Source organism: Microbulbifer aggregans (assembly GCF_020524005.1).
GTDB classification, from domain to species: domain Bacteria; phylum Pseudomonadota; class Gammaproteobacteria; order Pseudomonadales; family Cellvibrionaceae; genus Microbulbifer; species Microbulbifer aggregans_A.
Map to the genome: position 1 here is coordinate 1 of NZ_JAIVKK010000019.1, position 6221 is coordinate 6221.

General features: G+C 46.1%; 6 protein-coding genes. All 6 read left to right on the forward strand.

The features are described 5' to 3' along the window. Nucleotides 1–567: 567 nt before the first annotated feature. Complete coding sequence (locus tag LC093_RS19925) at nt 568–1110, forward strand: DUF2846 domain-containing protein (protein WP_226669159.1); 543 nt, start codon at nt 568–570, stop codon at nt 1108–1110. A gap of 518 nt (nt 1111–1628) precedes the next feature. Further along, the gene (locus LC093_RS19930) at nt 1629–2330 is read left to right on the forward strand and encodes a CPBP family intramembrane glutamic endopeptidase (protein ID WP_226669162.1); all 702 of its coding nucleotides are present in this window, start codon (nt 1629–1631) and stop codon (nt 2328–2330) included. Between the two features lie 78 nt (nt 2331–2408). Further along, nucleotides 2409–2807 carry a hypothetical protein gene (locus LC093_RS19935; RefSeq protein WP_226669166.1) on the forward strand — a complete coding sequence of 133 codons (399 nt, stop codon included), beginning with the start codon at nt 2409–2411 and terminating at the stop codon, nt 2805–2807. Nucleotides 2808–2924: 117 nt separating this feature from the next. Further along, entirely contained in the window at nt 2925–3308 is a 384-nt protein-coding gene (locus tag LC093_RS19940; RefSeq protein WP_226669169.1) for a hypothetical protein, read from the forward strand. 605 nt (nt 3309–3913) lie between these two features. Beyond that, nucleotides 3914–4240: a hypothetical protein gene (locus LC093_RS19945; RefSeq protein ID WP_226669172.1), complete on the forward strand. Its 327-nt coding sequence runs from the start codon at nt 3914–3916 to the stop codon at nt 4238–4240. 435 nt (nt 4241–4675) lie between these two features. Next, a complete protein-coding gene (locus LC093_RS19950) occupies nt 4676–5074 on the forward strand; it encodes a hypothetical protein (protein ID WP_226669175.1) in 399 nt (132 codons plus the stop codon). Nucleotides 5075–6221: the final 1147 nt, after the last annotated feature.

A 6221-nucleotide genomic window follows, 5' to 3' on the forward strand; every position in this document is an offset into this window, starting at 1 on the left:
ATGCCTAACAATCAGCGGCAGAGCGACAGCCAACGCTACGCACCTTTTGTGTTACTCGCTGGCGCTCAAACATTAACACAAAAGGCGCTCCGCGCTGGCTGCGCCTGCGCTGGGCGTTAGTGTTTTTAAGAGTATTGGCAGCGAATAGTGCTTCGTAGAAAGTTATGAATAATGGGTGGCGGTAGCTTCAAAGTATGGGGTCTCAACACCACCGCAAAAAACGTGGCTCCACCATTTGGCTTTAGCTGTCGGGCAATGGAGTATTTTTCAGCAGTATTGCTTGTGCCGCGCCGCCGATTTGGTGCGGAAAGTCTGTGCCAGAAGGGCGGCGCCGCACCGTGGTATATTTCAATTTCGTAATTGGGGTGCGGCGTTCGTTCTCTTGGGTGGTTGCGTCACGCGATGTTCCATGAAAATGGTCGGTAGAGACCCAAAACACTAACAAGCAGCGGCAGAGCGACAGCCAACACTACGCACCTTTTGTGTTACTCGCTGGCGCTCAAACATTAACACAAAATGCGCTCCGCGCTGGCTGCGCCTGCGCTGGGCGTTAGATTTGGAGAAGCAATGAGAACAATAATATTATTTGTATGTTTAATCTTGGTGTCCTGCGCAAGCCCTACTGTAATAAAGGGTGCGATGTATTCTGGGCAAGAAAAGGTTCCCAGAGAAAAAGCTATTGTTTACTTGTTTAGGCCAGCCGCATTTGTAGGCAGTGCCCGAGAATACAATATGTTCATAGACGGAGAGGTAGCAGCTGTTCTAGCCAATGGTACTTACACCAAGGTTGTGCTCTCTCCAGGAGAGTATTCTTTTGGTGTTCAAATTGTTGAGAATTGGATGGGCGGAGGTCCGTATTTGGAGACAACTTATAATGTCGAACCCGGAAAAGAATATTTTCTCGCCTATTTCAAATCACTTCCTCTTGGTAATTCGAAGCAATCAGACTATTTTCTCCATAAAAAGCAGAGTAAGGTATTTAGCGGTCTCCATGAAGGTGGATTATTAGATGCGGATCATTTAATTGGTTTCGTGCATAAACAACATGCGCTCATGGAGCTTCAAAAGTTGCGTTTGGCTGTTGGTTCTCAACTCACGAAAAAAATCTAACAAACAGCGGCAGAGCGACAGCCAACGCTACACACCTTTTGTGTTACTCGCTGGCGCTCAAACATTAACACAAAATGCGCTCCGCGCTGGCTGCGCCTGCGCTGGGCGTTATGGTGCCGGGTCGTAAAATTTTTGGCGTGTGCCAGCGTGTAATTGAGAGCACTGTTTTGGCCCGCAGTATTTGGCTATTTACCATGGTACGATCAAGTAGTTTCGTTCCTAGTGCTTTCGTTTAGCTCCGTAGGAATCGTGGCAACTCCGCTGCAGTAACGTGGAATGCCATTAAGAGAATAATTGGTTGGGGGAAGCTGGAAGTTCTTTCCTCGTTTTTAAGGAGCTTCGGCGCATTCGGTGCCCGTAGGTACTTCGGAGCGCGTCAGCCATAACCAGGCGCTGCAGCCGACATCTTACTTTGAGCACTTTGCTGCGCAGTCGCTACGCTCCTATTTTCGCGCAACAAAGCGCTCAAAGTAAGCTGCGGCTGAGCGCGGCGTTAGCTTAGTAATGGAATATTTGGCATGCAAACATTAGAAATAGCACTACTATTGACATTGTTACTATTTCCTATAGCAGATTTGGTCTTTGAGAAATACAAATCTCAAAGTAAGATCGTAGAGTATGTAAAAGTTTCAGTAGTATTATGGGCTATCACAGGATTCTTAATTTATTCTTTTTTTGAAGAAAAATTAAGCGTAAACGCTCCCTATATTTTTCCTGCCTCCACTTGGAAAAGCTATTTAGCTATCTCTATTTTTATCACTTTTCTTATCTATCTAGCGTATGTGGTGTCTTCTATAAATAGCAGAGAAAATATTAGACTTCAGGTTGCTAATGGGTTTAAGAATGGCGGCGATTCACTATTGGATATAGTGCCAGAATCCCGCAAAGAGCTTTTACTTTTTACTTTATTGGTTTCCGTTAGTGCTGGAATTTGTGAAGAACTAATATTTCGCTGGTATCTGTATAGCTTTCTCGATCTGCAAACTCATTGGGTGGTTGCCGTTTTTGGTAGCAGTGTACTTTTTGGTCTTTGGCACGTTTATCTTGGCTGGAGGCATGTCATTAAAACTGCATTCGTAGGTGCTTTGTTTTGCGGTATATATCTATATTTTGAAAGTATCGTGGTTGCCATCATTGCCCACATACTAGCGGATGTGTATTCCGGAACAATTGCGTTCTTTGCAAGAAATACTTCAGGTTATGTGCCAAGTAAAAGCTAACAATCGCAGGCAATTTGCTCCGGCCCTACAGGCCTCCGCGGGACGCCCAATGCTGCGGGCGTTAGCTGTGAAGGAACCATGAAGATACGCTGCGGAATAATTACAGTCTTACTTTTGCTGCCTTTTACTGCCTTTGGTTGGGAAGATTCGCCTTGTGAAGGCGATGTTCAATTCCAGAAGAAAACAATGATAAAAATTATTGAGGCAACTAAAGAGTATTTTAAGAGCACGGGGAAGTTTCCGGTTTCTCAATATGATTTAGAGGCATACTTAGATCCGTTCCCGGAAAATCTTTATTATGACTTTGTTATGTTTGAGCCAATTGAGCATAAAATAATGCTGTATTGTGGTAGTTCAGCCAAAGCGTCGAATAACAAGACTAAAAATATCACTTGTAATGGCAGCCTGTACTCGGATCAGGTCATTTGTACCATAAATACCTTTATGACAATACGGACCGAGTGGGAACCCAGCTAACAATGCAATGCAGCCGACGTCTTACTTTGTGCGCTTTTTGCACGGTCGCTGCGCTCCCATTTTCGCGCAAAAAACACACAAAGAAAGCCGCGTCTGATTGCGGCGTTAACTGTAAGCATGAATAAAGCTCTGTACTTATCCATAGTCTTTTTTTTGCCGGTTATTTCGGCATTTTTTCCTATGGAACATTTCCTGGATCTATGGCTTTGGCTTTATGCAGTGTTTGCGGTTGCCTACGGTACCTACATTTGGTTTCAGCCCAGTAAGCGCATGATGCTTCTTGTCAGTATTACGCCAATTATTTTTTTAGGTGTTGTGCTGGTAGTATTTCCGTTGTTAGCGGCAATGGATGCCGGCGCAGTTGAAGGGTTTAAATTTCTTGCGGTAGTTGCTCTCGTTGCCGTTCCATCTAGTGTGGTTATAGGAGCAGTTTATGTACTTTTGGCTTATACGCTATATGTGCTATTCCGGCGCTATGGCCTATTGCCAAGTAACAGTTAACAATGCCAGGCAGGATGCTCCGGGCCTTCGGCCCTCCGCGGGACAGCTTACCTTGTGCGCGTTTTGCGCAGGTCGCTGCGCTCCCAGTTTTGCGCAAAACGCGCACAAGGTAAGCTGCCCCTGCTGGCGGCGTTATAACTCGAGGGAGTGAGCCATAAAAACTTGTCCTTATTGCACAAATACATTGCCTTTCTTCAATCTGATAAAGCAACGGCTCACTTTTTCTGAATCAAAAGCATTAGTCTGCTCAAGCTGTACATCGGTTATATCCAAAAGAGGCGGAGCCAGCATGTGGCCGTCTATAGCCATTGGATCGACTGGCGGTTATCTCCTGGGAAAATTTATGGGAGGTTTTAGCCTTAAGGCTATATTACTCTCGTTTATTGTAGGGTTGACTTTGTTCATAATATCATCCTACCTCACGGCACCAATCCGCGATGCATAGCGCAAGTTATAACAAGGCGAGGCATTTCGTTCCGGCCCTGCGGGCCTCCACCGGACAGCTTACTTTGTGCACTTTATGCGCAGGTCGCTTCGCTCTCTTTTTCGCGCATAAAGCGCCCAAAGCAAGCTGCCGCTGCTCGCGGCGTTAAAAGGCATACATCATGCTACGTGTAGACTCAAAACATGGTGATATTGATCTTGTATTAAAGTCTGTAGATTGGCCTATCGGAATCGGTATAGTGGTAGAGCTTTATAGCGAAAGTGAGCTCATTGGCGTATTGAAACTACTGTGTGAAAAATCGCACGAAAAATATGAGAGTATTTCTAGGATGGATGAATACGCCATTCATAAGCAAGTGGAAAATGCTCTTAGAGATAAAATATATGAAAGGCATTTACAAAGCGTACTTCAGTTTAAGCAAGAACTTAAAAAATTAGGCTTCGAACAAACATCCCCAATTTATGGCCAACTTGCAGATGCCTTTTAACAAGGCGAGGCAGTTCGTTCCGGCCCTTCGGGCCTCCACCGGACAGCTTACTTTGTGCACGTTATGCGCAGCTCGCTTCGCTCCCATTTTTGCGCATAAAGTGCCCAAAGCAAGCTGCCGCTGCTCGCGGCGTTATGGTGCCGGGTCGTAAAATTTTTGGCGTGTGCCAGCGTGTAATTGAGAGCACTGTTTTGGCCCGCAGTATTTGGCTATTTGCCATGGTACGATCAAGTAGTTTCGTTCCTAGTGCTTTCGTTTAGCTCCGTAGGAATCGTGGCAACTCCGTTGCAGTAACGTGGAGTGCCATTAAGAGAATAATTGGTTGGGGGAAGCTGGAAGTTCTTTCCTCGTTTTAAGGAGCTTCGGCGCATTCGGTGCCCGTAGGTACTTCGGAGCGCGTCAGCCATAACCAGGCGCTGCAGCCGACATCTTACTTTGAGCACTTTGCTGCGCAGTCGCTACGCTCCTATTTTCGCGCAACAAAGCGCTCAAAGTAAGCTGCGGCTGAGCGCGGCGTTAAGTTTCATGAACATTAAAGCATTGTTTGATTTTGGTGGAATTAAGAAGGCCCGCACGCCGCCTATCATTAACCTTGTCGTGGGGCTCGGTATATTTTTTCTCTTGATCCCCTGGTTACTGATAGATGGCAAATTTTTACTCAAAGAAATAAGGTATAGGCCTCAAGAGAAGTTATTAACCATCGCGAGCGATCCGCTATTTTTCTATGCACTGGTGTTTTTCGCTGCAGTTTTTGGCTTCTTTACATTGTGGGGCTTCGTAAATGGGTATCAGCAAAATCGCAAGCAACAAAAGCTTAACAATCACAGGCAGTGAAGCTCCGGCCCTCCGGGCCTCCGCGGGACGTCTTACTTTGTGCGCGTTTAGCGCGGTCGCTTCGCTCCCAGTTTCGCGCAAAACACGCACAAAGTAAGCCGCCCCTGCTGTGGGCGTTAGCAATACGCGTTTGCCAGCGCCTCCTTGCAATAAGTAACATGAAAAGAATTGAAAAAATAAAGAGTTATTGTTGTATCGGCCTCTTCTATTCAGTCGAAGAGGCGGAAGGTGACAGCGAAGTCAAAGTTAAATACACAAGTTCATTTCGGGGGGAGTCCGTCTGGTACGTTGAAGTTCCAGATGGATCAGTTGGCGGAAATCTAATTTCGTACTGCCCATGGTGCGAAACCAAACTGCCTAAATCACCATACAGAGATAGAGATGACGTGCCACCAAATTGCTAACAAGCAGCGGCAGAGCGACAGCCAACGCTACGCACCTTTTGTGTTACTCGCTGGCGCTCAAACATTAACACAAAAGGTGCTCCGCGCTGGCTGCGCCTGCGCTGGGCGTTAGCATTCAGCATCAAATAGAGAGCTTATGAACGAAAGAAAAGCAAAAATAATTGTTTTAAGCCTTATTATTTTGAGTGTGGTTTCGTGCTTGGTTATAGGTGGAGTATCTAAGTTCATAGGCACGGCATCATTCAGCTCATTTATCCGAGTTTGGCCAATCGTTTATTTCGTACTCTTCTGGCATTGGATCTACTACGAATCTGCATCGCAAGAAAAGTTTGATAGGCCTTATAATTTCGGGTTATCAATACAGTCCTTCTGGCATCTCTATATTCCGTGGTACTTTGTCCGTACTCGTGGAGTAAAAGGCATAGCCTATATTGTAGGTTTCCTGCTTCTATTCTTAGCTCCAGTAGTGTGTGTGGATCTATCGTAGTGAACAATGCTAACAATCGCAGGCAGTTTGCTCCGGCCCTTCGGGCCTCCGCGGGACGCCCAACGCTATGCACATTTTGTGCGGGTCGCTGCGCTCCCAGTTTCGCACAAAATGTGCACAGCATTGGTCGCCCCTGCTGCGGGCGTTCTGGCTGTAGAAAAACTCTAAAAACCTAGCATTTTTTGATAAAGTTGAGGGATCCAAACCGAGAATCCCTCCATGCCCAACTTCAAGCCCTACAATTACAGCCAGGATG

Excerpts from the sequence above, each read along its gene's own strand:
- LC093_RS19925 (WP_226669159.1), top strand. The coding sequence starts at position 568 with ATGAGAACAATAATATTATTTGTATGTTTAATCTTGGTGTCCTGCGCA.
- LC093_RS19945 (WP_226669172.1), top strand. The coding sequence starts at position 3,914 with ATGCTACGTGTAGACTCAAAACATGGTGATATTGATCTTGTATTAAAG.
- LC093_RS19930 (WP_226669162.1), top strand. The coding sequence starts at position 1,629 with ATGCAAACATTAGAAATAGCACTACTATTGACATTGTTACTATTTCCT.
- LC093_RS19940 (WP_226669169.1), top strand. The coding sequence starts at position 2,925 with ATGAATAAAGCTCTGTACTTATCCATAGTCTTTTTTTTGCCGGTTATT.
- LC093_RS19935 (WP_226669166.1), top strand. The coding sequence starts at position 2,409 with ATGAAGATACGCTGCGGAATAATTACAGTCTTACTTTTGCTGCCTTTT.